21 protein-coding genes are annotated in these 25,116 nt (G+C 34.8%); 2 read left to right on the top strand and 19 right to left on the bottom strand.

Translation table 11 applies throughout. From position 1 onward, the window contains the following. Nucleotides 1-239: 239 nt before the first annotated feature. The 12 genes from truA to AC4BC3_RS01215 form a co-directional block, all read right to left on the bottom strand. A complete protein-coding gene (gene truA, locus AC4BC3_RS01270) occupies nucleotides 240-980 on the bottom strand; it encodes a tRNA pseudouridine(38-40) synthase TruA (RefSeq protein WP_490466754.1) in 741 nt (246 codons plus the stop codon). Between the two features lie 688 nt (nucleotides 981-1,668). Further along, nucleotides 1,669-4,281: a glycoside hydrolase family 38 N-terminal domain-containing protein gene (locus tag AC4BC3_RS01265; RefSeq protein ID WP_490466753.1), complete on the bottom strand. Its 2,613-nt coding sequence runs from the start codon at nucleotides 4,279-4,281 to the stop codon at nucleotides 1,669-1,671. A gap of 20 nt (nucleotides 4,282-4,301) precedes the next feature. Beyond that, nucleotides 4,302-5,351 (bottom strand): PTS fructose transporter subunit IIC, encoded by a 1,050-nt coding sequence (locus AC4BC3_RS01260; protein ID WP_206909422.1) that lies wholly within the window; start codon nucleotides 5,349-5,351, stop codon nucleotides 4,302-4,304. 22 nt (nucleotides 5,352-5,373) lie between these two features. Next, nucleotides 5,374-5,688 (bottom strand): PTS fructose transporter subunit IIB, encoded by a 315-nt coding sequence (locus AC4BC3_RS01255; RefSeq protein ID WP_206909424.1) that lies wholly within the window; start codon nucleotides 5,686-5,688, stop codon nucleotides 5,374-5,376. 19 nt (nucleotides 5,689-5,707) lie between these two features. Further along, nucleotides 5,708-6,154, bottom strand: coding sequence for a PTS sugar transporter subunit IIA (locus AC4BC3_RS01250; protein ID WP_206909426.1), 447 nt, complete (start codon nucleotides 6,152-6,154; stop codon nucleotides 5,708-5,710). Further along, on the bottom strand, nucleotides 6,155-8,077 hold the full coding sequence (locus AC4BC3_RS01245; RefSeq protein ID WP_490466752.1) for a BglG family transcription antiterminator: 1,923 nt from the start codon (nucleotides 8,075-8,077) through the stop codon (nucleotides 6,155-6,157). A 289-nt stretch (nucleotides 8,078-8,366) separates the two neighbouring features. Further along, nucleotides 8,367-9,158: a peptide-methionine (S)-S-oxide reductase MsrA gene (gene msrA / locus AC4BC3_RS01240; protein WP_206909430.1), complete on the bottom strand. Its 792-nt coding sequence runs from the start codon at nucleotides 9,156-9,158 to the stop codon at nucleotides 8,367-8,369. 106 nt (nucleotides 9,159-9,264) lie between these two features. Beyond that, nucleotides 9,265-9,900, bottom strand: a complete 636-nt coding sequence (locus AC4BC3_RS01235) for a DUF998 domain-containing protein (protein WP_206909431.1) — start codon at nucleotides 9,898-9,900, stop codon at nucleotides 9,265-9,267. Nucleotides 9,901-10,156: 256 nt separating this feature from the next. Continuing rightward, complete coding sequence (locus tag AC4BC3_RS01230; protein ID WP_206909432.1) at nucleotides 10,157-11,209, bottom strand: PTS sugar transporter subunit IIC; 1,053 nt, start codon at nucleotides 11,207-11,209, stop codon at nucleotides 10,157-10,159. A 12-nt stretch (nucleotides 11,210-11,221) separates the two neighbouring features. Then, nucleotides 11,222-12,160, bottom strand: coding sequence for a 2-dehydropantoate 2-reductase (locus AC4BC3_RS01225; RefSeq protein ID WP_490466751.1), 939 nt, complete (start codon nucleotides 12,158-12,160; stop codon nucleotides 11,222-11,224). 357 nt (nucleotides 12,161-12,517) lie between these two features. After that, nucleotides 12,518-13,144: a hypothetical protein gene (locus AC4BC3_RS01220; RefSeq protein ID WP_490466750.1), complete on the bottom strand. Its 627-nt coding sequence runs from the start codon at nucleotides 13,142-13,144 to the stop codon at nucleotides 12,518-12,520. 84 nt (nucleotides 13,145-13,228) lie between these two features. Beyond that, on the bottom strand, nucleotides 13,229-13,735 hold the full coding sequence (locus AC4BC3_RS01215) for a YehS family protein (RefSeq protein WP_490466749.1): 507 nt from the start codon (nucleotides 13,733-13,735) through the stop codon (nucleotides 13,229-13,231). Nucleotides 13,736-13,991: 256 nt separating this feature from the next. On the opposite strand from AC4BC3_RS01215, the gene AC4BC3_RS01210 reads away from it, so the two are divergent. Continuing rightward, nucleotides 13,992-14,852, top strand: a complete 861-nt coding sequence (locus tag AC4BC3_RS01210) for a GIY-YIG nuclease family protein (protein WP_409023050.1) — start codon at nucleotides 13,992-13,994, stop codon at nucleotides 14,850-14,852. Nucleotides 14,853-14,964: 112 nt separating this feature from the next. Here AC4BC3_RS01210 and AC4BC3_RS01205 read toward each other — a convergent pair whose 3' ends face one another. Next, nucleotides 14,965-15,849: a DNA adenine methylase gene (locus tag AC4BC3_RS01205; RefSeq protein ID WP_409023049.1), complete on the bottom strand. Its 885-nt coding sequence runs from the start codon at nucleotides 15,847-15,849 to the stop codon at nucleotides 14,965-14,967. A gap of 44 nt (nucleotides 15,850-15,893) precedes the next feature. Here AC4BC3_RS01205 and AC4BC3_RS01200 point away from each other — a divergent pair, with 44 nt between their 5' ends. After that, complete coding sequence (locus AC4BC3_RS01200) at nucleotides 15,894-16,808, top strand: DUF7687 domain-containing protein (RefSeq protein WP_409023048.1); 915 nt, start codon at nucleotides 15,894-15,896, stop codon at nucleotides 16,806-16,808. Between the two features lie 109 nt (nucleotides 16,809-16,917). Here AC4BC3_RS01200 and AC4BC3_RS01195 read toward each other — a convergent pair whose 3' ends face one another. From AC4BC3_RS01195 to rlmH, 6 genes are all read right to left on the bottom strand, one after another. Then, entirely contained in the window at nucleotides 16,918-18,555 is a 1,638-nt protein-coding gene (locus tag AC4BC3_RS01195) for a recombinase family protein (protein ID WP_490466748.1), read from the bottom strand. Nucleotides 18,556-18,558: 3 nt separating this feature from the next. Then, nucleotides 18,559-19,932 carry a recombinase family protein gene (locus AC4BC3_RS01190; protein WP_110300553.1) on the bottom strand — a complete coding sequence of 458 codons (1,374 nt, stop codon included), beginning with the start codon at nucleotides 19,930-19,932 and terminating at the stop codon, nucleotides 18,559-18,561. Nucleotides 19,933-19,947: 15 nt separating this feature from the next. Beyond that, on the bottom strand, nucleotides 19,948-20,187 hold the full coding sequence (locus tag AC4BC3_RS01185; RefSeq protein WP_016853136.1) for a hypothetical protein: 240 nt from the start codon (nucleotides 20,185-20,187) through the stop codon (nucleotides 19,948-19,950). 181 nt (nucleotides 20,188-20,368) lie between these two features. Then, nucleotides 20,369-23,044, bottom strand: a complete 2,676-nt coding sequence (locus tag AC4BC3_RS01180) for a DUF927 domain-containing protein (RefSeq protein WP_490466747.1) — start codon at nucleotides 23,042-23,044, stop codon at nucleotides 20,369-20,371. 182 nt (nucleotides 23,045-23,226) lie between these two features. Further along, entirely contained in the window at nucleotides 23,227-24,150 is a 924-nt protein-coding gene (locus tag AC4BC3_RS01175) for a hypothetical protein (RefSeq protein WP_425165107.1), read from the bottom strand. A gap of 313 nt (nucleotides 24,151-24,463) precedes the next feature. After that, nucleotides 24,464-24,943, bottom strand: a complete 480-nt coding sequence (rlmH, locus tag AC4BC3_RS01170) for a 23S rRNA (pseudouridine(1915)-N(3))-methyltransferase RlmH (protein ID WP_490466746.1) — start codon at nucleotides 24,941-24,943, stop codon at nucleotides 24,464-24,466. Between the last annotated feature and the right edge of the window lie 173 nt (nucleotides 24,944-25,116).

Here is a 25,116-nt window from a genome sequence, read left to right as displayed (position 1 = left end):
ATATCCAAAGATGAACTTTGATATAAAACTTTTATCATTTTCATTTCAAATGAAATCCATTTCTTTTATTGTTTGTTTTGAAATAATATTCAATAGTTAAAAAATAACTATTTATAAACAATAAAAAAACCGAAGCGACTAATCACTTCGGAAATATCAAGCGTTTGATGTACCCTCTCAGTTTCGATCAACTATTTAACCCCTGAAAATTTTAGTTAATTCTTTTATTAACAACTAGCTCAAATATAATACACTTCATCAAGAAACAGTCCTTGCGCCGGCACGGTTTCTCCCGCACTTTTTCGCACTTTTTGTTCAAAAATCTCCTCAATAGCATCCACTGGCATTTTTCCTACACCAATCTCTAACAATGTTCCCATCATGATTCGAACCATTTTATATAAAAAACCATTGCCAACAAAAGTGAAATGAAGCATACCTCCGTCTTTTTCAATCGTAATTTTTTCAATTGTTCTTGTTGTAGATTTCTTACTCTTCTTCAAGGCAGAAAAACCAATAAAATCATGTGTACCTACTAATCGTTTACAAGCCTCGTTCATCTTATCCAAATCTAATTCTTGTGGAACATAAAAGCTATGATAACGTTCAAAAGCTGTTGGAATTGAGTTGTTCCAAACGTAATAGCTATACTGCTTCCCACTGGCATTGTAACGAGCATGGAATCTTTCAGGTACTTCTTCAACCTTCTTAACGACAATATCGCCAGGTAAAAAACGATTCAAAAATTCACACATTGTTACTCGGTCCATTGTGGATTCTGTCTTAAAATTAGCAACTTGTCCTCTGGCATGTGCACCAGCATCTGTACGCCCTGAACCAATAATCTCAATTGGTTCACCCGTCATTTGTTTTAATACGGCTTCAATTTTACCTTGGATCGTTTTATCTGAATCCCCAAGACGTTGCCAACCAAGATAACGACGCCCATCATACTCGATTGTTAGTTTGATATTTCTCATTTTCTTGCTCCTCTTATTATGAATGATGCGTTGTGAATAACGCAAAATCGTTTCTTAACTCATCGCTCATTATACCAAAGATCATTGCTGGTATTAAAAAAAACAACTGTTTTCTACTAATAACTTTCCTGCGCTAATAAAAAACAATCAGAACAGCAATCACCTTAGGAGCAATGGCTGCTAAAATCTGTGTCGATTATTCATATTCACTCATAATCAACAAAAACTCTGCTTTTTCTAATTGCTCGTCCAGTTATGTATTGATTACATTTATCAAAGAAAAAAGTTCGACCAATGAAAAATTGATTCGACTATATAATTTGATCAAAACTTTTAACGAAGAACTTGACCATTATTCTCAATTTACTCAATGTCGTTTACATACATAATCCTTCAGAAAACACTTTTTGAGATAAATTCGCAGCCTTTCTAGCCGTAATAAATTTTTCAATGTTCCTCATTTTAGCTTCAATCAGACCTCACAACAAAATCATTTCTGTCTCGATTTTAACAAGTTTTCTTTGGGAACACTCCAATTGATTAAGATATCTGATACTTTTAACTGCTATTCATCCGATAAAGTATTCGCTTTTATCCATGTAAAAAAAAAGAACAAAAACAAAATAAAAAAAGGACTCGGTGAGAATGCTGACAGAGTCCTTTTTTGCCATTTGTTTTTGAATAATATTTAGTTATTTTCTTCTATAGTTATTAAAAGAGATAAATAGTCATAAGGTTGGATCGTTGTTAACTCTTGTTTTCTTTCAATTGCATTTACCACGTCACCCATTTTCAAAATTTCTTTTGGCAAAGTAACTTCTTTTGCTGTTGGGTTAGCGAAACGAACTACATAATGCCCTTCATTAAAGTAGGATGGGTAAATGGCTGACACGAGTAATTCTTCGGGAAATTCAATCAATGAAAACTTTCTTGGGATAGTTAACTCGTTTTGCAATGGCCAAATCTTATTGTCTATCCGATGAATAAAGACGTTTAAACTTTGCTTTTGATAGGAAATCGATTGATCTAAACGTGACTCGGTTAGTTTGGCTACTTTCCATTCATCAAACACACCCTGACTGACTGTAAATCCAAAAGTAAAGTGATGTTCACCTATTTCCTGTGCTAATGGTGTTTGCATCATGATATGCCCTTCATTAGTCGTATCACCGGAAGCACGTCCTGGACGCCATCCAAGGTTGGGTTTTCCAAGTTCACCAGTTGTTGCCATCAATGTGATGTATAATTTTCGACCGATTCGTTCATACTCTTTCAGACCATCTGCATAGACGGTTAAATAAGAATCCTCATTTACAACCGAGATACTTTTATCAAAAATTTCTAAATTCACGGGCTTTTCAACCATTCGTTCTTGCCAATCTACAGGAATAACAGCAGGTTTATTTTTGATAAAACCATTTTGAATTTGAGCAATCGATTTCTCTGAGTCATCTAGAACATTCACGGCCATTCGAATACGATGCGAGTAAATAGTATTTTTTATTGCAATAGTACCTTCCACAACATCGCCAGCACCAATGCTTAGCGTGATTTCGTAGTCCAATTCTATTTTCTCTGGATGTTCTGCTAATCGATCTTCCAAATTTTTCGGTAGCTTAGTCTTTCCAGTAATAATCAAAGTTTCTTTAGAAGAATCCAGTAACACTTCTGCTTTGTCAAAGTTCAAAGGTACTTCGTGATCTCCTTCAAGTGGTGAATAATCATACGTATCGCCAGCATTTCCTGAATCAACCAAACGAATAAAATCAGTGTATTCAACATCGCCGACTGTTAGGATCAGAGAGCCTTCGCTAAAAGTAATGGCTAATGCACCATTTTTGATTTCCGTCTTATTCGTTTTTATAGCTTTCTCTAGTTCAGCTTCACTCTCCTCGAATTCAACAATCGTATATCCTAATGCGGGAACTTCTACTTCTACTTTGACATCCAGCTCGTAGTAAGCTGGTTCGTCAAAATATTCATATCCAATAGCCGTCATCCGATAAGCATTTTGACGTTCAGGATAAAATAGTTCTTTTTCAACAATGGCATAAGAGCTTTCTTTGAATTGAATTTTTTTTGAAGGAGCAACAATATGAACCGTTTTTGGTCCTTGATACTTTGTCGTTGTCGTATTGAATACTAAAACTTGATTAGCATCTAAATCTAAAGCATCTGCGATTCGTTTGACGATTAAGTTTTCTATTCCATCTGCGATTTCATTAGCTTCCTTGATCCTATGGTTGATATCCTCCATGACATTATCAGAGACACATCCACCAATGCTGTCATGCGCTTGATTTTCTAACACTTTTTTCCATAAACGACGCAGCACCCCTCTCCCAATACGAATCCCATTTTTTTCAGCAATCAGCATCAATGGTTCAATCCGTTTCAAGATCTTTTGTTCGAGTTTGAAATTAGCTAATTTCATCTGTGTTCGAACAGAGCCAATCGAACGATGAACACGAGAGTAAACAGGTTGTCTCAATTCTCCTTCGTAATGTGGTAAGTTCTTTTTACTGCGAATGACTTCCACATAAGAAGGATAATCCGAAATTACATTGTCATACTTACTTGAACGATTAATTTCATTGATGATTTGATCAAAATTAAGTACCATTGACTTTTGATCCACACCAGATGGAACCAAGATATCTTCATTATTCCCATGCGTATGAAGCATTTCCACCGCAACATCCAACTTGTCTTTCACAAACTTCGGCACATCATGAATGGCATCAAGATTCATCATGCCAGTCATATATCCATACGGAAAGTTCATCGCATAAACAATTTTATCTCCTAAACCTTTCCAAATAAAATAGGGTGACGGTGTCATCGTTTCGAAATTCAATCCCCGCCAGCACATAAAATTATCAATTTCTACTTGCTGCAACAAGGTTGGTAAGTTTGCATTAAACCCAAATGTATCCGGTAAATAGCCCACCATCATTGGTTCACCATATTTATTGATGGTGTCGCTGATACCGATCATTAAATTACGCAAAATTGACTCTGCATCAACTAACAAAGCATCTGTTTGCGCGTACCAAGGACCGACAAAGAGCCGACCTTCTTTCATTAATCGTTGAATTGTTTCTAGTTTCTCAGGATTGACTTCAACATATTCATCAACAATAGACGTTTGACCATCCAAACAAAAATTCACGTTTGGGTTACGTTCTAATTCATCCAAAGCTTCAGTAAACACTTGATCGGATAATACGATAGCATCTTCTTTTGTAAAATACCACTCGCGATCCCAATGAGTATGTTGAATGACGTGTGCTTTTACCATTTACGATTGCCCTACTTTCTTTATTCGACTGATGTTTCTTGTGTCGTTTTTAGATTTTTCTTATATTTGATCGATTTCAAAGCATTTACCATTAACGCAGTAATCATTCCGCCAACTGCAATAGACACGAGGTACAATGGAATATTTGTGACAAATGGAATCGCCATGAAAGTTGAAAGCATCGTTTCTTGCGTAATTCCAAAGAAACCACTTAAACCACAGCCGATTGAAGTTCCAACCACAATACTAGGGATCACACGTAATGGATCTTTTACCGCAAAAGGAATCGTCCCTTCTGTGATACCAACTAACCCCATAATCATTGCCGTCTTGGCATTATCGCGTTCGGCTTCATCATATAATTTTTTATTCAATAAAGTTGCTAAAAACATGCCAAATGGCGGAATCGCAATAGCCAATAACATGGCCGTACTTGGTCCGAAACTTCCACTTGAAAATGATGCAACTCCAAAAGCATAGGCAATTTTATTGATTGGTCCCCCCATATCAAAGGCCATCATAGCACCTAAAATCGCGGACATTAGCGCTGCATTCACACCAGACATTCCTTCTAACCAAGCCGTCAAGCCTGCTGTCATTCCTTGAATTGGAGTTGCTAATACATACCATAAAACTACCCCTACTACTAAGGTCGTTACAAAAGGAATCAGCATGATTGATTTTAAACTAATTACTTGCATCGGAACTTTTACTTTTTTCAATGCATTTGCTAAGTACCCACAGGCTAAACCAGCAACCATTCCTCCAATAAAGCCCATTCCTAAATTTTGACACATCATACCTGTAATAAAAGCAGGTGCTAAACCAGGACGATCAGCTATGGAATACGCGATATAGGCCGAGATCATTGGCACAATAAATTGTAATCCTGTTTGACCAATCATTCGCAAGACACCCCAAAAAGTATCTGTTTGATCCCAAACACCAGTCCCGCCAAATATGACGGCAATTGAAGTTAACAAACCTGCAGCTACTACTAGTGGAATCATATAGGAAACTCCACTTTGGAAATGGTTTAATATTTCTTTCCCCTGTTTCTTGATATCCATTGATCCTACCTCCAACAAATTATTAGTTATTGATTCGTGCAATTGCTTTCTTGATTGTCTCTTCTCCATCCTTTACCACTTCAGAAGTGCTCACAGTAAGAATTTCTTTTCCGTCAAAGCGGCTGCGTTCTGCTACGTTCGTATCCACCGCAAAGATAACTACATCAGCATCAGCAATTTCTGCCTCAGACAATTTATTTTCCATTCCCATTGCGCCTTGTGTCTCAACCTTGATTTCAATGCCATTTTTCTTAGCAAATTTTTCCAAGTTTGCTTTTGCCATATAAGTGTGTGCGATTCCTGCGATACATGCTGTTACTGCAACCATTTTTGTCATATTTCTTCTCCTCCAATTATTAAAAAGTCAATGCTTTGATTAACTCCTCTTTATTTTTTGATTCTTTAATCTCCTTCACAAAATCATCATCCATTAATTTGCCAGATAACTCTGCAAGGACACGTAAATGCTCGTTTCCCTTATCCGCTTCTTTGATAGCTAATAAGAAAACAATGTTTACTGGTTGATCGTCTAAGGAACCCCAGTCAACTTCATTCTTTAGTTTGGCAACTGCAACTGTTGAATCAATTACCGCTTGACTTTTCCCATGCGGAATCGCTATGTTATGGCCAATTCCTGTTGTCATATGTTCTTCTCGTTCAAAAACATCTTTCTTAAATCGATTAACTTCAGAGACAAACCCATTAGCTGTCAGTAACGTTGCTAATTTATCTACTACTTCTTCTTTAGAGCCAGCCTCTAAGTCTAATACGACATTTCGTTCGTCGATTTTTTCACGTATCATCTATACCGCCTCTTTCAATATTTTTACTAATTCTTCAAAAGAGGAACTAGCTCTTAGTGTTGTTAAGGCTTGTTGGTTCGAAACAATTTCATTAAATGTTTCATACAAGCTGTTTAATTCAGGTTTTACCTGTTCGTTTAACGCGAAGAAGAACACCGAATGGACAATGATCCCGTTCCAGTCAATACCTTGCGGATTAACATAAATGCTAATAATAGGTTCATTGACATACGCTATCTCTGCATGAGGCATTGCAAAATCGTTGAGTGCAGTAGAAGACAACGTTTCTCGTCGAGTGGCGCTTTCTAAGATACCTACTTTTGCATAGCTTTTTTCTTGAAGAGTATAGGCAATTGTTTTAAGAACGTTTTCCTGAGTATCTTCGTTTTTCTTGCTAAAAAAACAAAACTTCTTATCAAGTAATGAGAAAAATGCACTATCTGGATCTAACGAAACTTTCAAGTATCGTTGAACTCTTTTGATATCTGTTTCAAGCATCAACGGACTTACGACTACTACCGGAAATTTAGCGTTCTTGATCGGAATCGTACTGATTACTAATTCGTCTGTGATATTTTCTTCCTGAAGTTCATTGATACTCAAGACTTTTTTGATTTTTATCGAATCTGCAAAATTTCTATTGATTCGCTGTTCCAATAATTTTGAAGTTCCATATCCACTGCTACAAACTAACAACACATCAGACTTATTAGGTCTATATCTGTCTAAAAAGGATTGAATATGAAGTGCTACATAAGCAATTTCGTCATCGTCAAACCTCACCAAAAATTGTTCTTCTATTTTTCCGAGCAACTCGACACTAAGAAAGAAGGCTTGTTTGAATGATGATTTGATTTTTTCTGTATACGGATTATGGATATTCACACCTAAACGCAACCGTTTAACAGCTGCATTGAGGTGAAGGACAAGGTTATTAATGAGTTCTGCGTCTGCACTAAACTCATTCAGCTCGTCAAGTACCAGTTGCTTAAGTTGCTCTCCCATATCAAGATTAGGTAAAGAAGACTCACTCAAATTATGATTCATGGCATTTTTTTCAATCACCGAGATATGAATATCAATATATTCTTGTTCATATTGAGGAATACTAAAATGAAAGTCTTTTTCCAACATATCAATCAAATAGCTAGTGTTTACTAAAATTTCTTTTTCTGTTCCGCCTTCTTGTAATAAAAAATTATTAGAATCAATTCGTTCCAGTGCGATTGCTAGATGGATCGCTAGTGTTTGAAACTCGTAATCCGTGAATTGTAATTGGGTTTCTTCCATAAAACGATTGAGAATCATTGCTACTTTTTTCAAAATTTTCTTATCTAAAAAATTATTTGCTTCGCCTAAGAGATTAATATTCAAATCCAATAAATCTGATTTATTACTAGAAGCAGTAAAACCGCCCCAATAATAATTCAATACTTCTGACATTAATTTGCGCTTGCCCTTCTCACTCGCATTGATCTTCAATCCATTGCGGTCAGAAACCACTACCATTCCGTGTTTCATCACTCTCTTTTTTACTTCCTTAATCGTACTTTCCATCGTTGATCTACTAACATAAAGCTCATCTGCAAGATCTTGTATTTTCAAAGAACTATTTGTATTCAGTAACTTGGCAAATACATAAGTGATGCGATCTTCTGATGTATCCACTTTAGTAATCTCAAAATCTGGTAGTCGTTTTCTTAAATGTTCTTTGTCACCTACTAATGAAACACCTTTTTTTGGTTGGACAACAATTTGTAGATCTATATCCTTTTCAATTACAGCTTTTAAATTAAAAATAGCTTTACTAATTGTTTTTGTCGAAACTTGAAGTTGCTTAGCTAATTCTTGATAAGTAGTGTGATTATTTTCCAACAGAAAATTTAAAATTCTCATTTGACGATCGTCTAACTTGATACTCACATAAGCACCTCCTGAATACATTTTTATTTTATAACTATTGTTTGCGCTTTCATACGGAATTTAGTTCATCATTAATGTGGAACTCCATCAGGCATCTAGCAATTATCAGGAAGATTCTCTCCAAGAACACACAGAAAATCAATATTCTGTAAGTCAATTTGCCTTTTCTTTGTAAAAAAGATGAGTAAAAAAAACAGGAGTTGTGACAAAAACTTTGTCATACCTCCTGTTTCCAAACACATGGTGTTCTTTATTGATTGAAACTAGCCATTTCTTTCATAATCTTCTTTTATTTGCATCGCTGAAAAAATAGATGAAGCTGATGCGAATGTTTAATCTTCTTATATCTTTGAGGTTGTTTCTGATAGAATTGTTGATGATGATTTTCAGCTGGCCAAAACGTTTTTGCTTGGCGAATCTCTGTGACGATAGGTTGGCTATATCGTTTAGATTGAATCAGTTGTTCTTTTGATTTTTCAGCCAATCGTCTTTGCTGTTCATTCACAACAAATAGAATTGAACGATATTGTTTTCCCCGATCTTGAAATTGGCCAAAGGCATCTGTAGGATCTGAGATTTGCCAATAAATTTCCAGTAATTCTTCATACTTTATTTGACGTGTATCAAAGATGATTTCTACAGCTTCCACATGCCCAGTATAGCCACCACTGACTTGATCATAATTGGGTGCTTTGGTTTCGCCTCCTGTATAACCAGATAATACTGAGATCACACCCGGTTTTGTTTCAAAAGGTTCAACCATGCACCAGAAGCAGCCTCCGGCAAAAATCGCACGTTCCTGATACAAGGTTGAAGTTATCTTATGTTTACCGTAATCATAAGCGCTCGCGCTCGCCGACTCCCCTGTGATCCTTAAATAAAAATCCATCACATCCGGTGTCAAATTATCTCGCAATGCTAAAGGACGCAAGTTGACCTCCAGTTTTTCTATTGCCTGCTTCGTTGGCATCCTTACTATATTTTCTTTTGCTTCTTCAAATTGTATTCTTTCCCATTCTCTTGTGTTTGGATTCAAAATAAGATTATAAATATCTGCTTCCACCTGTGTTATATCCAACATACAATGCCCTTCTTTCAACTTTCCTTCTCGTTTACTTAAAAATAATTACTTGATATTTAGCACAAAGCATAACAATCTCTTATTTAGTCAAGCTTGCCTATGTTTTCTAACTTCGTAATTGAAAAAAGCTTAAACAAATCATCGGCAAATAGTTAAAGAAAAAACTCAAACGTTGAAAAAAGCCCAATTGTTTAAAAAATGTGAACTGACTAATTGACGGAATCCGTGCTAATCCGTAAAGACCTGCGATCAGCAAACTAATAACAGTTAAAACAAGATAAACATGGCTAAGTGTGGTTTGACCCCTTTGTCGATAGAGCAAAACAAGTAACAATGGGAAAAGTAAAAATCCTGCATAGCCTAGTCCAGAACCTGTGTTATGAACCCAAGTCGAAAAATTCCAAGAACTTTCATTCGTATTGATACTGAATAACCCAGTAAAAATACAATCACCTATCCCATATAGACCAACTGCTGCGACTGCAAGTATCGCAAGTGTTTTTGATGTTCCGACAAATAGTTGATACAACGCAGGCAATGACAGAACAAAAAAAAGTCCAGATACAACTGACCAAATCAAAAAAGCACTTCTGACTGGACTATTTACGTCACCAAACAAGCTTATCACGGTAGTCATTTGATTTAGCTTAGGATAAAAAAGACCAAGGATATAAGGGGTCAACAAATCACTAATCACACCTAATAATAAAAAATAAAAACCGTATTTTTGTAAAACAATCATTTTATCCCCTACTTTTTGTGATCATTCAATAATCTAATGATCAAATTTTTTTTATTTTAACACATAATCTTAGTATAGTTGTCTTTTGAACAATCAACAGACGTAAAGCAAGTTTCATCCACAACTTAGAATTTGTCTTGAACGGAAGAATCAATTTGTCAAACTCCATCTCAATCAAAAAAACGTAAGTCAGATGTCAACAACATCTGACTTACGCATACATCTCCCTCAATCAAAAATTTATTAGCAACATCTACTAACCTAAAAATTTGAACACTTCTTCTCGGTCATACAGTTTAAATACTTTCTCACATAAAAATTGGGTAATCAGTGCCGCAAAAACAGGAATGACTAACCAACAAAGAACAACAAGAACAACATTTAACCCTGCATCTAAAGAAGCCAACGGACCAACGAGCCCGACTACACCAAATCCAGCAGAAGCAGGTGTACCTGAAATAGAAAAGAGTGCAACAGGAATAGCTGTGATCACTGCACTAACTAAACAAGGAATAAGAATTACTGGTTTTCTAAATAAGTTAGGCATCATCATTTTCATCGCGCCTAAAGCAATCGCAATTGTCACACCTGATTTGTTTACCTTCCAAGAATTCACTACTAAAACAAAAGTCGTTGCCGCTACACCCATCGCAGCTGCACCAGCAGAAACACCATCTAATTGGATTGCCATTCCGATTGCTACTGTTGAGATAGGCGAGATAATCAAAAAGGCAAAGGAACAACCAATCAGGATAGACATTAACAACGGTTGTAAAGTAGTGAAGTTATTAATTAATGCGCCAATTGCAGAAGTAATCGCTGTTACATAAGGAAACAGATAAAAACCAAGTAACCCAGCACCTACACCTACAACAATTGGCGTTAATACAATCGAAACCGATCCGAAACTATTTCCAATTAGTAAAATCAGCCCGACAGCAATCGACGCTGTCAGCATCGTGTTAATAATATCACCTGTGCCAGCACCAACATAAACACCTGTTTCACCTAACTCAGGTGTGAATTTGACGACACCAGAACCTACAAAAGAAGCGCCAGCTACAACCATCATTCTCATTGGATCAAAGCCAAATTGTAAAGCAATCAAACCACCGATAATCAAAGGAGTTGCTAGTTGAAAAATAACTGCTAACTGTGCGATTGTTACCGCAAAAGGATACGCACTAAAATATTTTAAAATGGCACCTAATACTGCATTCGGAATCAATCCAATAATGATCCCCGTTGCTGTACCAGCAAGAACTTTATTCAGAAAAATTTTCGGTGATATTTTTTGTGAAGTTTCCATTCAATCTCTCCTTTACTTTACATTTAAACTATCTTCTTTTGCATGGACAAGTTCAGTTAAGAAATCACAATAAGGTGTTGCAATATCATATTTCTTACCTTTTCTAGAAATTGCCCCATTGATATAATCGATTTCTGTTAATCGATGATTCTTGATTAGGTCTTGATACATTGAAGGATAATGTAGCCCGATTGTTTCTGGGTCAAAACAAGATTCACAATGTGCAATGACTTCTGGAATATCTAGTTCAATGTTTTCTACTACTGCCACTTTGGCAAATTCATTAACAATCGTTTCCACCATCTTATGAGCAGTTGATGTTCTTCCTAGCTCAGCCATATTAACATCTAAGATCGTACATAGCCCATTCATGGTTCCATTCACACAGGCTTTACGATAAATAGAATAATGAATATTATCAGAAAAATGAGCATTTAGTCCTGATTGAGATAATTTATCCGCCAGTTTTCTCGCAGCTGCTTCTTTTCCAGCACCTAGATTTTGTAACTCTACTGAACCATTGCCAAATAACTTGACCTGACCTGGTCCTTCTAAACCTGCAGTCCACATTGTATTTCCAATATAAATATTTTCCATTGGTACAAACTTCTCAATAATATCTTCATGCCCGATACCATTTAACAAACATAAAACTTCTGTATCTTTTTTGATCAACGATTGGATATCTTGTAGCATCTTTTCTAGCTGCATCGCTTTGGTAAACAGAATAATCAAATCCACCTGATCTTTTTTCTCTACTTCAGATTGAAGAACAATTGGTAACTGTTCTATCACTTCTTCACCATTAAAATTGGCTTTTAAGCCATGCTCTTTGATTTGTTGGACATGGTCTGCCCAACCATCAATTAATAATACGTCATTTCCTCCTTGATGAAGCATTAAGCCAAAACGACTCCCCATTGCGCCAGCACCTGCAATTGCTATTTTCATTTACTCTTCCTCCTTTTTTCTTTCTATTATACTCATTTGAGAACGATTTCACAATCTTGTTTCATTGTTTTCCACTCGTCTTCCATACTTATATCCATAGTTTCCGTTGTTTTATCAGCGCATCAATAAAACAAGTATCATATTCTTAGTTTATCTTAAACCAAACTGGCAGTAAGAAAAACGATACATTCATAAAAAATTCCCCTACTTCTTCTATCTAAAGAGTAGAGGATTGAATTTCGTATCTATGAAAGTCTTTTATTCATTTGATTGGGAGTTTCCTTTTCAAAAAAACTTTACCCCAGATTTTCTTCCATTTTCACAGTTATAGCGAGCATTACCATGAGAAACTGCCTTTTATTGTCTATGAGAATAATAATTTAAAATTGGTACTTCTTGATTAATTAGTTCATCTCCTAATAATCTCTCCAGTTTCTTAGCTTTTCCTGACTCGACGGGAACTATCCAAGCCCAAACTAAATAATTTCGTAAAAGTTCATCATATTTTGCCAATCGTTCATTGCCATATTGAGCCCTTAAAATTATATTTTCAGTACCGGATAAACGATTTGTATTGAGTTGATAAAAAAGATCTCCACCTAAAAAAATACCATCAGAAGATGATTTACCCACGGTAACGACCATTCCATCTTCCCTATGTGTTACGTACAAATATTCATACGGCCTCACTTCACTTAATGAATCAATTATTTCTTGCCCTTTATCTCTAAAAGCTAGTTCTCTCTCACTCTTATTTAGCAAAAGCTTTTTCATGTCAAATGCAATCGGTTGTTTTATTTCCGTAAATTCACTTCTACTATTAATCCAATTTGCAATTAATTTCTTCACATGTTCTAGCGTAAAATTTGATTTATTAGCTACGTACTTTTTTTCTTGTATCAAGGACATTTTGCCACGAAGTTCAAAACTGAGCCTACATCGATCTTTTATTTCTTTGAAAAGTATCTCATCTTCGTTATTCATAGAACCCCTCTATCTCCTTAAATTTCATCTGCTATCAACACTAGCTCTCATCGAAACAACAAACTTTTCTCTGTCGTATGCCATTTATCCTTTACGATTATAAATTCCAAGCCCCTTGAGAAACTTACGCATATATTTATCTCCGCAAGGCTTAAAATTTCGTTGTCCTTCTTTTCTCAAAAATGCACCGATTTCTCCTTTTGATGGATAGATTTCTGCCTCAGAAAAAACATCTAAAATATCATCAGTGGTCATAGACAAGGCAATTTTTAGTTTTTTTAGCAACACATTGTTGATATGTTTTATTTCCTTATTCTTTTGTGGCGTGCTTGCTGTTGACTTATCTTTTTGCGGACCACGAGCTAAGAGAATCAGACCATTAAGGAATGCGTCAAAAATCTGATTGTTGATGGCTTTTTCATACACATTATTTTCTGCATTGTCTTCGTGCTTGTCTTGGACTTTTGTCAGTACCGCCCTAGCTTCTTCTTTAGTTAATGGTACACCGCCCAGTTCAAAAGCTTTAATCAAATCTGCATCTTTCAAATCAATGGCATAACGTAGTCGCAATAATCTATCGTTGTTATTCATTTACTTCTCCTAAGTATTTAATATTTACTTCCTTACATACCTTAGCTTCTCTAAAATTTGATTCAATATTGATAATAAAAACGTATCATTTATGATAAGGCGCTGCGTATCATGAGTGAATGATATTTAAATAGAATACAGTCTTGGTAATAGTAATAGTTCATCACTATTGTAATATAATTTAACAAGGTCACTAAAAATCCACATAATGACAAAACAGAAATATTCTGATAGATTTATTTAAAGGAGGGATTTCATGAAAAATTCTGCATTTACAATACAAACGTATTTTCCTACTGGTGACATAACTAGTTATAGAATTTGTTATATTCCAACAACAACTATTCAAGCAATATTTATTCCCAGAGAAACCTTAGATTCGGCATTAGAGCATCGTCCTGAATTAGAACATAACGGAATATACTTTTTATTTGAAAAACAAAAGAAACATGAATCAATTTCTAATACTCTCGTTTACATAGGTGAAAGTGAAAATATTAGAGCACGATTAACCGAGCATAAAATTAAAAAAACAAATTGGGAAGTTGCTATTATTTTTACAACTAATAGCTCTAAAAACCAATTAACTAAAGCAGATTTGAAATATTTAGAAAATTTTTGCTATCAAAAAGCTTTAGAAGCAAATAGGTATGGACTAAAGCAAAACACTCCTACTAAATCATTTGTAACAGAAGCACGTGAAGCAGATTTATTTAATATCTATCAAACAATTTCTGAATTACTATTCTTTTTGGAGTACCCTATATTTATACCTTTGCAATATCAATATTTAGACAGTACAACAAATGAACCTTATTTTTATATGAATAGCAGAGGCTCTGACGCTAAAGCTTTATATTCTGAAGACGGTATGATTGTATTAAGAGGATCAAAAATTTCTGATAGTTTTGAACCAAAAAGTTTTAAAAAACAAAAACTGCTTAACCAATTAATAGCTACAGAAGTTATTTCTAAAAATGGGATATTTTTAAAAGATTACATTTTTTCATCTCCTTCTGGAGCTGCAGATCTTATTGGAAAAGGTTCATATAACGGATGGGATATTTGGAAAAACAAAAACGGAATAAAGCTAAAAGAAGTGTTTAATAAAAATTAAACACTTCTCCATAAGAAATAAAATTCTACTGTTGTACTAGTGAATTTTTATTTAACTAGTACAACAGTTTTTATAAACTTTTTCAAATCTATAAGTATATTGCCCATCCCTTTTAATAAGTTAAAAACAAGGCATCATGGACTATCTCACCATCCATTTTTTTCCCATTGCTTTTTAACCTATTAACCATAGAAACGCCTACATTCACATACTCTAGTCGTTCAAATAACCCTTCTGGTGGAACAACTCCTATATCTTCTTTACCTGATTTCTTCTTTCCATTAATTGATAAAATAACTTTTGCCCCTCTACTTTTGCATAATGCAATGGTCTCCCACAACTCTTCTATATTAAAAGATTGTGCACCATACAAAATGCCTTGACTGTGAGTATAAGGAGGGTCACAGTAGATCAAGTCATTTTCACCAGCCCGTGACATCGTTTCTCTATAATCTTGGGTTAAAAACTCTGTTGAAACATTAGTTAAAATTTTATTCCATATATCTACCCTATCTCTGAAATTATCAGTTGAAATAGGTGTATGTGGTCCTATGGGCGTACTCATATACCCATCGCTTTTTCTAAATCGTATAATTCCAGAATATGCACTTCTTGTTAGAAACATAAAATCAAGAGCATCTCTTTCCCTATTAAACTTTTCTCTGACTTCCTCATAAGTATCTATTCTATTTAACTCAAATTTTTTATTCCAGTTATCGTAACTATTAATAAGCGTCTCAGGATCATGCTTAACATAATTAAAAATTTCTATTAATGGAGATAAAACATCAGTTCCAATTAAATTTTCAAAGTTAACTCTAGGAATGAGTTCGCTATAATTTTCAAATGCCAAACTTCCTAGAACAGCAGCACTCCCCAAGAAAGGTTCATAATAATTATTTATTTTTTGAGGCATATATGAGATAATTTCATTAGCAAAACGTTGCTTATTTCCAACCCATTTTAACAATTGGGGTAATTTAGTATATTCTTTCAATTACTTTTCTCCTTATTTCTAAAAATATCTAGCGAGGTACAATAATGGAAGCAAATCCAATGTTTACAGGAAAAACAAATGAATTTTGGGCACATGTAAAATTTATAACAGAAAAACTTGGTTACTCAAGAAATAATCAAGTAATTTCACATTCTAAAGAAAAAATTATTAATAAATTTAATGAATTACATATTAACTATATAGAGGATACTCTAGATGAAGCCATTGAATACACTGAATATAGAAAAGATGTTCTAAATAATATTGTAAAGAATTCACTAATGAATGTAGAAGAAGCATCTCATTTATTCCAAAAATATTATAAAGTATCTAAAGAAAATGGCTATACAGTATCACTACCTCTTAATAAACAGAAGGGCATAAAAAAAGATTATGCATTTTTTACATGCATCATTAATATTATCACGGAACAAACTCTTAGGAAACTAAAAGTTTCTCATAATAATGATAATCCTTCAGAAGTAATATTGGATCTTTTTGGTAAAGAGGATACAGATATGACTCCACCACTATTTAATGACGATCCTAAAAATTTTGTCTATATTCTTGATAAAGATAACTATTTAGATGGTATTCTCACAAGGAGATTTGATGGGGCATTTCCTAGTCTAGTGAATCCAAAAGCCATTTGGGAAATTAAAGAATATTATTATACAACAACTTTTGGAAGTCGTATAGCTGATGGAGTATATGAAACACAATTAGACGGCTTTGAAATTAATTCTCTTTCAGAAAAAGTATTCGGAGATATTAAACATATCTACTTTATAGATTCTAAACAAACTTGGTGGGATAAAGGTAAATCCTACTTATGTAGAATTATTGATATGTTACACATTGGATTAGTTGACGAAGTTATATTTGGTAAAGAAGTAGAAACTCGGTGGCCTATAGTCTTAGAAAAAATTGTTAATCTTCCTGATGTGGAATCCTTTTAATAAAAATTTTGTATAGTAACGATATGCACCTCCCTAACGACTCATCTAACGATTTCAAATCGCTAGAGAAGCGTTAGCGCCCCTCCAACGTTGTTTGATATAACCTAGACTAGATCGTTAACGTAAAGGGTGTCTTTAACACAAAAATAGCCGTATCCTTTGTTTTGGATACGGCTATTTGATATTGCTCATTCAATTGTTGTACCACGGCAGGCGTGAATTTCATTGTAATCTCCAATATCTCCTTATAGTTAGGATCAAAGGTTATTTTCTCAATAAAGGTACGATACAAGGCTTTGACTTGCTTCTTCTCACTCTGGGCAAGAAAACGATCCAAACTAGTCAATATCCGTTGGACATCTTTGACTTGAATCGGCTCTCCTTGTTGTTGAAAGATCCCTAAGATTTCATTTTCTCGAATGTGCAACTGTCGTCGTTTTTCAGTCAATTCGTCTAAGCGGTCTTTTAACATCGGAAACAATTCAGGACTATCTTCCAAAGCAGCTTCCCATTTTTCAATTTTAGTCTTCAATTCTTCCTTTAGTTCCAGTAACACCACGAGTTCTTGTTCCAATGGTTGGCTTTGTCGCACTATTTCTTCATTTAACGCTGCCACCAATCGGGGAAGAACTTCTGGTAGCTGAACGATCTCCTTTAATCGGTCGGCGACAAATGTTTCCGCTTGTTCGGCACGAATCGAATTGGCATGACACACACTTGCTCCTTTATTCCGAAAGACTGAACAAGAATAATACCGAATTCGTTTCTTTGTGCCATCCTTTAGAGTATTTGTGACATTACTCGCTGCCATCGGTGCCCCACATTCTGGACAACGTAACAAGCCTGTCAATACATTTTCACCTGTATGGTTCCATTTGGGCTGTTTACCTTCTAAAACAAGGCGTTCTTGCACTTTTTGATAATCTTCTTCCGAAATAATCGGTTCATGGGTACCTTTCACTAAAATCGGTTTTGGGTTCTTGCCCTTTCGTCGTTTGGTTTCCCAATTGATATAGCGTGCATATTCTAAATACCCTGCATAAATTTTATTGCGTAAGATATCTTTGACTGCCGTGGTAGAAAAAGCATTCTTTTTGACTGTTTGATATCCTTGACGATTCAAAAAATTGGCAATCGCTCGATACCCTGCTCCGCCTAAATATTTTGCATAGATCAGACGAACAATTTTCGCCTCTTCTGGTTCAATGACCAATTGTTTTTGACCATTCGTGTCAATACCACTGACATAGCCTAAACGTCGTCCACCTGCATAACGCTTTTTATCTTTCACTAAGCTTTGCATTGACATCTGAACATTCTCCGCAATTTGGTTGCGTTCAAATTCACTGAAACTCCCAAGGAGTTGTAACATTAGTTTTCCTGTCGAAGTAGTCACGTCAAATTGTTCCGAGATCGAATGTAACCCCACATCATATCGCAACAGTTCCTCGACGGTTTGTAAGACATCTAACATATTGCGTCCGAGACGGGTCAATTTCCAAATCACTAGTAGATCAAAACGATGGTTCCGAGCATCGTTCATCATTCGTTGATAGGCGAACCGATTTTTTGTGGATTTCCCACTAATCCCTTCATCGGCATAAACTTCTACCACTTCATAGCCCATCCGTTCGGCAAACTGTCGTCCATTTTGTTCTTGTGCTTGAATACTATGTCCTTCTAAAGCTTGTTCTTGGGTACTCACCCGAATATACAATGCGACCCGTTTGGTTGGTGTCGTTTCCATAGATCATTCGTTCCCTTCTAAAATATTTTGTGTCATTTGTCGGAAGTAAATCCCACAGACTGTTTTTTCCTTTGTTACCTCGATCCGACAAACATGGTCACATAACAATTGTCGACTAGAGAGGTCTTTTAGTTGAAGCCATTCTTTCACTTTTGCTTCACACTGTTGGAGTGAAAGAAACGAAGAAGTAGACCTCGGCTTTTGAAGAGCTTGCAGCTGTTGCTTGAGTTCTTCCAGTGAACAATTGCCCTCTTCAAATGCCTTGAGCCATTGTGCTTCTTGTTTCTTTTGTTGGATTACTTTGTGTTTTTCATCTTTTCGCTTTTCGGCTAATTGTTGCGTCAATTGGGCAATCAAGGCTTGATAGACGCCTTCGTATTGAAAAAAAGCCTGTATCTTTTCCAATACTTCTGACTCAACCCTTTCTGCCCGAAGAAAGATTCCTTGGCAGCTTCGGTCGGTACAATGATAATAATGAAGCGTCTTCGTCTTCTTTGTATTCCATTGATACTTCGAACTCAGATGACGACCACAGAAGGGACACCGAATTTTTTGACGTAATAAGTACGGATACGTATCTTTTTTAGCTGTACACCTTGATTGGCGAATCTCTTGGGCTTGTAAAAAGATTGTTTTCGAGAGAATCGGTTCAAAGGTTCCTAGATACTTCCCCAAAGATCCTCCTTTGATTTCGCCATAGTACAATGGATTTTTTAGGATACTATAAATATGATAGGGCTGAAAAGGACGTTCACGGAAGAAGAACTTTTGTTGCGTCAATCGTTGACAAAGCTTTTTGTAGCCATATTTTTTAGTCAAATAGAGTTGAAAGATATGGCGGACAACTTTTGCTTCGTGTGCTTCTTGTTGGATTTTCCCATTCACTAAACGATACCCATATGGAACCGCAGAAGACAAATATTGCCGTTGTTGCTTTTTATAGGCAAGTCCGGCACGAACATTTTCAATAATGACGTTTCGTTGTTGTTCTGCAAAAGTGAACAATAATTGCACAAATAGTTTATTCGTTGACGCGTGCGAGAAAGAAGCAGGAAGAGGTTCAGAAATCGAATAAACTTGAACCTGATGTTGTTGGCACAACTCAATAAATTCTAAGGCTATTTTGGCTTGACGTGCCAATCGATCATAACGCCAGACATAGATCACCCCCTCTTCTTCTGACGCACAAACCCAAGCTCTAAGCTGTCGAAAAGCTGGACGATCCGCTTTTCCCCCTGATTCTCCTTTGTCTGAAAATCGTTGAGGAATTTGTTCATATTTCTCTAAAACATACTCTTTCACTGCATCATATTGAGCGTCATTACTGATTTTCGCTTCTTCATAAACAGACGTTCGATCATAACAAGCCACACGCATGCTTGAATCACCTCTCTATGAATGAACTAAATACCATTCTTTCGCGACTCTTCCATTGAACGAACGTTGCACAAAGTGATTTTCTAAATATCCTTCGTTCTTCAACGCTTGAAGAGTACCTCCAATAGATCCAGCAGATACCCCTCTTATTTCGAAAGCCAAGTAAATTGGTTTTGTAAAAAAGGCTTGATTAGAAAAATGTTCTTGAATATACAGAAGAACCTCTGCTTTTAGTGTCATTTTATTTTTAGTCATTAGAATTCCCCTTTCTTAAATGTTTGATTGAATGAAGTAAATGAAGCATAGATCAAGCTTCATTTACTTCCGTTTGGGTTTGCTCGTCATCATACAGATAAGTAATCAGTTGTTTTGCTAAATCAATAAGAAATATTTCCATAACATGGTGCCTCACTTTCATACTTTGGTTTATTCTAAATTACAATCGAAAATACGATTTGAGTGAAGAAGGTAATAGAATCTCGTATGTTGGAAGAACTTGACGATTCATGTGAATACGTTTCGTTCTTCGCCCTTTTTCTGCACACATATTACCCGAATCAAGCAATTGTCTAAAAAGGTAGGTTAGATCCTTTACTTGAAATTCTCGCCTTAACAAGTCCTCAAACGGGATAGGAAAAATATTTACCTTAATATCCCCATTTTTTTGAATTGATACTTTTCCCCAAATCGTACTGGGCGTATGTTTGTTGTCACTGTTTGTTAAAAATTTGTGGCTATTCATCACCAGCAATGTTTTCACTCGGTCAAATACCGTTTGCTCACTTCCTAAACTAGTATCTACAATTAATTGTTCGTACGAATTAATAAGCAACGTCTGTATATGCTCTAATCGTAAAGGATAGCCCAGTATATCTTGAATTAAGAGAGCTCCACTATAAATCAAAGCTAGATTATTACCAATACGTTGCTTCAAAGAATGTTCAGGTAAAACAGCCCATATTTTTTTTTGAGCTTCGACAAAAGTTGCTTCAATTTTTGCAATCCCTTGTTCAAAGAGTTTCAAAAGAAATAACTTTATACCCCAACCAAAAGTATTAGAAGAAAGACTTTTAACTTTCTCTGCGTGATTCGCATCCTTCGTAAACTTGATATCAGAAAATTCGATATATCGAACTTTCAAACCAGTTAATTTCTCATTGAAATAATTTTCCAAACGCTCTTCAGAAGAGGTAAGGGTCAAAACAGAGAAAGTCTCTTGTGGCATAAGCTGACAATTAGAATCTAATCTTAGTCTTTCTTCACCTGAAGCTAATTGATAGATCAACGAACCAAAGTTATTTTGAGTTGCTGTTCCTAACTCATCTAGTATTAGTGGAACACCTCCCTGATTGTTTGACGCTAGCTTTATAATGGCTTTATTGGTAGCATTCATATTTCTAAGAACCGTAGTTGGATTTCCAAATAAAGAGGCAATAAAGTGTAACGTAGTGGTTTTGCCCGTTGTGCTCTTACCCTGTAGGTTAATTAGTAAACTCAAAAAAGTATTAGCCTTCGTAACGTTTAAATAGCCTAACACAATGGAAGCAATACCAATCGACCAAGCAAGTTCTAAGTTCGTTCCTAAAACATACTTATGAACCAATGCGTCAAATTCCGCTTCTGTACCATTAGTTGTTAATTGGTAGCATGAATTTTTAGTTAATACAGAAGGAATTTCACGTCCAAAAGAATCTTGTAACTGAAAAATCATTGCTTTATTTTCTTTTTTCCAGCCAAGAGATTCATGTTCAAAAAAGATTGGAGCATTCTCCCGTTGAATCTGTAAAAAGTCAACGACTTCAGCTTCTCTTCTAGCTTTAATGATTAAGCCATGTTTTGCTAATTGTTTAAAATTGTTAGTTTGTAAACATCCACCTTCTATTTCTATTTCATCCCAACAATGATCGACATAATATGCAAGAACAAGTGTAATGACTTTTTGTTCGATATTTTTGCGTATTTGCTTAATAAACATCGGACAAGCAACTTTTTCTTCTTGACCTTCTTTCACCAAAAATACTCCTTCTTGATTCAGTTTAAACTGGTCAAAATAATATTCTTGATTGGATTCTAATGATTCTACAGAAGGATTTACAGGTTTTGGCAATGGATATTTTTTTACAAAGTCTTGAATATCTTTATTTTTATCCGAAGCATGCAGACAATGAAATCGAATCTTATTATCAGCCGTAACAGACAAACAAGAACCATTAGAATTATTCGTGTGTTTTCTTAATGGACATTCGTCAAATATAAGTAAGGTAACTCCTTTATGATCGCCCTCTTTTATGGTATAAGTTAATTCAGGATAGTGAGCTAACCATTGTTTATAGTCTGTTTGAATAAAAGGTAACACTTCTCTAAAAGATGGATGGCTTTTTACTCTAGAGGTTGACATCATGGAATTTTCTTCAACTATCTGTTCAAGAATTTTAAAACAATTACTTCTATCTATGTTATCGGGAATAGAAAGGAAACTAGATAAACGATGCGGACGCTCTTTTGTGGACTTTCCTTTGACCGCTGGTGTACCAACTAATTTGCATAATCTTGAAGGATTATAAACAGAAGTATCAATATCAACTTCATCTTCTACTCCAAATCTTCGGTGAAGTAATTGAAGAAAATTCTGAATAGTAAGAATCGTCTCGTGATTATTTGGTTGTTCATTTATGGGAAGAAAAATATGGTAGCCATTCCCACTATCAACTTTTACAAATGATTCTATTCCCTGTTCTTTCAAATAACGTTCTACTTGTTCCATAACATTTTCTGCCTTTTTCTTTTCGCTATCTGTTGCACTTCCCTCTTTCCTTTTAGGGTCAATATCAATAAATACAAACCGAATTTTTTCAATATCATTGTCTCTCACAGAATGCTTTTTTTGTGTAATCACCTCTTGTTTAATAGGATTATAAGTTATGTTTACTGTACCTTCAGACAATTTCTGTTTTTCTAAATAGTTAATAATTGCTTGAGAATCTGCAGTAGAAAAAATATGAGAAACGGTTTTCTTGTTTAATGTAGAAAAAGTTCTCAAATTAACATAAGAAATCCCCAGTGTATTTAATAGTTGTAAATGCTTCTGAATTGAAGTGTGATTCATTTTCATTAATTACCACTCACTTTCTAAAAAATTTTTATTTGTATGACTACATTACCTCCAACATCCCATAATTTCATGATCTTCAGTTCTACAAAAATATATCCCACTCAAAATCTTGACAAAAGAAAAAAGTTGTGATTTCCAAAATCACAACTTTTTTCTTTTACGATAAATCAATCCTTATTAAATTATTTAGGAAAATATTGTTCAATTATTTCTTTATATCTTTTCTCATAGTATGTTTCTGTCCATCCTAATGTTCCAATAAAATCAAGTCCTCTACATTTTAAAGGTTCACTTAAACTATTAATATAGTTAATAATGTTGTCTATCCTTTTCTCTTTATCTTCACCTTCAATCTGGGGAGCATATAGTCCAATTTCCTCCCAATAATATGAATCTCTTTCAATTCCCATGATGGTAGCTTTGGCTAATTTCAAATCAAATAACGATTTTAGAATTCTTAGTGTCTCAATAAAGTCTTCTCTCTTCAACTCTTTAATCCATTGTGAATTTTCTGGATTATCTAAAATTTCAAGTTCATCTTCATTATAAGTATATTTCAAATTTGACTTGCTTAACTCATAGATAAATAAAGTTTCTTGAATCATAATTCTTTTAAGTACTTGACTATAAGTTTCGTTTGACTTTGCCCATTTCGCTAATTCTACCACTGTATTCACTAATAAATCGAAATAATGATGTTCTCGTTCAATAGTCTCAGCATTTTGAAAATGAAAATCACCTTTGTAAACTCCATTCTTTTCCACTGTTTCATTAATATTTTCTAAAAACCAGAATGAGTTTGCAAATTTAGTCGTACTTTTTCGATTAACTAAGTTAATAACTCTTCCATGCAATAATAAGACAAAAATACATAAATTTTTAGCTTCCTTATTATTAGATACTAATTGATCAATCATAGGGAGCCATTTTTTGATTTTCACTAATTGATTGCTCATAAATCTTTCACTGGATCTTTGTTCAATCTTAAATTGCAAAACTTCTAATTCATAATTTCCATCTTCTGATTTATTTTTTGGAACAACTATCAAACTTTTATAAAGTTTATCCACATCAAGATTTATCTTTTTTGCATAATTTGTAGCCATTAATACATCTCCTTGTTCATAGTAAATTTTATATGACGCTCCTCTCAAAATTTACCGGTAGACTAGAAAATGGTAATAAAAAAGCATCTTTTGTATAGCACTCAAATCCCCTAAAAAATATTAAAAACCCCCTTTGTCTACTAAGAAATAGAGTTAAACTATTCAGCTATATGAAAAATATGAGGGTATAAATCTCCAATAAATTTTTCATGTTTTATTTTTTTTTATAGAATTAGCTCTTGTGGCTTGATAGCTTTAACTAAAACATTAACGTGAGAATTTCACTAATAATTTTTTCTCTTAAAAAATATCATTATTTGTGGTATGGAGCCCCCGTATTGATCCGAAACACACGGTAAATTTGTTCCACTAAAATAAGGCGCATCAATTGGTGTGGGTAAGTCATTTTACCAAATGAGATTTGCGTATTGCTTCGTTTCACCACAGACTCGCTTAGCCCAAGTGACCCACCAATCACAAATGTCAGATGACTTTTCCCTTGGATACCTAATTGATCAATTTGTTTTGCAAATGCTTCACTCGTTGGGTTTTTTCCATCAATTGCCAATGCAAAGACATAATCATGTTCTTTGATTTTCGAAAGAATACGCTCACCTTCCCTGTCTTTGACTTGTTGCATCTGTGCATCACTTAAATTTTCTGGCGCTTTTTCATCAGGCACTTCAATCAATTCCATTTTTGCATACGCCCCAAGACGTTTTACATATTCGTTGATTCCTTGAATTAGATACTTTTCCTTTAATTTCCCAACAGATATTATTTTAATATTCATCTTCTACCCCTTTATCCACACAAAATTACTGCTATTAACATTTCACTTTAGTTTATCATGCTTTTTTCTTTTTTTCTTCCGCACAAGTGGAAAAGTTTTGCACACATAGTTATACACAACATCCACAGGTTTATCCACAGAAATCCCTGTTTTTTTCCTTGTTTTATCACTAT

It is taken from the genome of Enterococcus sp. AAFC-DPL-6103 (genome assembly GCF_058216595.1).
Note: the sequence above shows the minus strand (reverse complement) of the source record. Positions and strands in the feature narration are given on the sequence as shown.